This window comes from Microbacterium sp. Bi128, assembly GCF_918698205.1.
Map to the genome: position 1 here is coordinate 1 of NZ_CAKKMM010000737.1, position 2,513 is coordinate 2,513.

Genomic DNA, 2,513 nt, shown 5'->3' on the forward strand with positions numbered 1-2,513 from the left:
CCCCAAGCCCCACCGCGGCCATCTCGAGCCCGCCCGCGAGCGTGTCGGAAATCTGCGCTGCTGCCGATGCCCATGCCGCGGCCCTGGCGAATTTCAAGGCCACGCTCAAGCCGGACGCCACCATCGAGCAGGTGCGCGCGGCCCAAGACCAAGTCTCCAAGACCTATGAAGAGCTGGCCAAGGCAAGCGAGAACCTCGCCCAGCAACGGGCGGAGGCGGTTATGGCCGCCGAAGCCAAGTTCAATGCCGCAGTCGCCGCGGTGCCTGACAACGCCACGTTGACTCAAGCAGCTGATTCCCTCCGGGACGAAGCATCCAACGTCGAGGCCGCGATCCGGGACCTCAGGACCGAGGTCAAGTGCTGACAGTCTGACATGTATTGTCCCAATCGGTGCCCTTTGAGCCCTCAGATGCAGGAATGGTCGTAGTCGAATCCTCCCGACACGTACTGGGCAATCGTGACTTTGCCGCCGGCCGTCAGTGGCGCCTCGGAGCATTTGCGTTTTGCCACGGCGAGTGACTTCGCCCCGGCCAGCCAGCTGGGCAGCGTGTAAAGGTTGCTCGAGGCCGGCACCGTTCCCACAATTTGGGTCCACTGCGTTTTGGCGGAGTAAAGGCCCGTTCGGGCTCCGACACTCGCGAAGTAGGCCGCCATCCCCTCCAGATCGGCACGGTTCGCCGCCGGGCGGGTTGACCAGCTGTTGCCGGTCTCGACATCGAGCCACCACGTGTAGGCCGCCGCGTTGCTTATCCCCCGGATGTTGGCATCGTCGTAGGCCTTGGCATAGCCGTACATGTAGGAGCAGGCTTCCTCGACTGAACCCTCGGTGCACTGTCCGTAGGGGTTGGCGACGGTGGTTCCTCCGTAGTTGTTGCTGGTAGGCCACCAGGATCCTGAAGTACCGGGGTTGGCGGTGTTCACGTAGAGCGCGACCAGGGGCTGGCCAGTCCCGCCGGTGGACGTCCCGGCCCAGGACAGCTGCGTCGCCAGACACGGGTTGGTGGTGTTGGCCAGCCCATTGTTCACGCCGACGACGGCGAACGTCTGGCCCCGGGGCAGCGTTTTGCCGCATTGGGGCCACGACACATCGTTGCCCGGGCCCGCAGCCCCGGCTGCGTGGGCCGGCGTTCCGGCCAGCATCAGCGCGAAGCTTGCGGCGGCCGCAAGGATCACCCGGCAACGCGAGGAAAAGGGTGCAAGGGACATGGTGGGCCTTCCGTCGATGCTGCTGAGCAGTTAGCACAGCATGGCCGCCGCAGGTTTGCCCGGTCAAGGCTTTCGGTAGTGAGTTCATGGGCCGGTCCGCCGGCGGCTCCCACAGACGCGGTGGCCCGGCATGGGAGGATCGGTGTATGGAAACCACCCCGGAGGTCCTGCGCTATGCGGCCTTTTCCACGACGCCCAACGGCGGAAATCCTGCAGGCCTGGTGCTGGATGCCCGTGATCTGGATGATGCCGGGATGCTGGCGGTGGCGGCCGCCATCGGGTACGCAGAGACGGCTTTCGTGACGGAGCCGGGTGTCGACGGCGACCCGCGCCGGAGCCGGAGCCGGGTTCGGTACTTCTCGCCGATCGCCGAGGTGCCATTCTGCGGGCATGCGACGATTGCGCTGGCCGTTGCGCTGAGCGCACGCGACGGGGCGGGCGCCTTCACCTTCGAGACCCCCGTCGGCCCCGTCCGCATTGAAACGGCGGGGGACGGTGCCGAGATCACGGCATCGTTCACGGGCGTTGAACCGCAACTGGCCGCCTTCGACGACGACGTCCTGGCTGAACTTCTTGGATTGCTCGGTTTCGGTCTGGACGATCTCGATCCGGCCTATCCGCCGCGGATCGCGTATTCGGGGAACTGGCATCCGGTGCTGGTCGTCGCGGACCGCTATCTTTTCGACTCCTTTTCCTTCGATCCGGAGGCCGTGCGCCGGCTGATGGACGCACAGGGCTGGGCCGCGACGGTGACCGTCCTGCACCCGATTGCAGATGGCGAATTCGAAGCCCGGAACCTGTTCCCGGTGGGTGCCATCACGGAGGACCCCGCAACCGGGGCGGCCGCGGCGGCCGTTGGCGCCTACCTGCGCATCCTGGGCCTGGTCGATCCCCCGTCGAGAGTCCTCATCCACCAGGGACGGCACGTCGGCCGTCCGGGCCTGCTCACCGTGGACATTCCCGCTGCCGGCGGAATAGTGGTCAGCGGCAGGGCCGTCCGGATCCCCGCCGCTGCGGGCAACAGCTGATCACTGGGTGGAGGCTAAGCGCCGGTAGCTGAAGGACTTCAGCGTCAGCGTGCCCCCTGCCGTGACGGCTTTGACCCCCGGCGTCCCCGCAGCGGGGAAAACGAGTGACGTCATGGTCTTTTCCCCGCCGTTGATGAAAACCTCCACCGAGCAATAGTCGACGAAAATCGTTAGCTCCACCGTCCCGTTCCGCGCTGGGCTGGCTGCGCGCCGCGATGCCCGATAGTCGGGGCTGAGTTCTGCCTTGCCGGTGGCGGCAACATCGGACTCCCGGGAGA

Annotated in this window: 4 protein-coding genes; 2 read left to right on the forward strand and 2 right to left on the reverse strand. The window is 66.3% G+C overall.

The genetic code is table 11. The features are described 5' to 3' along the window. Positions 1-365, forward strand: a 365-nt coding sequence (locus LQV45_RS25575) for a hypothetical protein (protein WP_230009437.1), incomplete at its 5' end; no start/stop codon positions are given. A gap of 41 nt (positions 366-406) precedes the next feature. On the opposite strand, the gene LQV45_RS25580 is transcribed toward LQV45_RS25575, so the two are convergent. Next, a complete protein-coding gene (locus LQV45_RS25580; RefSeq protein WP_230009438.1) occupies positions 407-1,207 on the reverse strand; it encodes a hypothetical protein in 801 nt (266 codons plus the stop codon). Between the two features lie 146 nt (positions 1,208-1,353). Between LQV45_RS25580 and LQV45_RS25585 the strand changes: the two genes are divergently transcribed. After that, positions 1,354-2,235: a PhzF family phenazine biosynthesis protein gene (locus tag LQV45_RS25585; protein WP_230009439.1), complete on the forward strand. Its 882-nt coding sequence runs from the start codon at positions 1,354-1,356 to the stop codon at positions 2,233-2,235. On the opposite strand, the gene LQV45_RS25590 is transcribed toward LQV45_RS25585, so the two are convergent. Then, on the reverse strand, positions 2,236-2,513 hold a 278-nt coding region (locus LQV45_RS25590), incomplete at its 5' end, for a GH32 C-terminal domain-containing protein (RefSeq protein WP_230009441.1).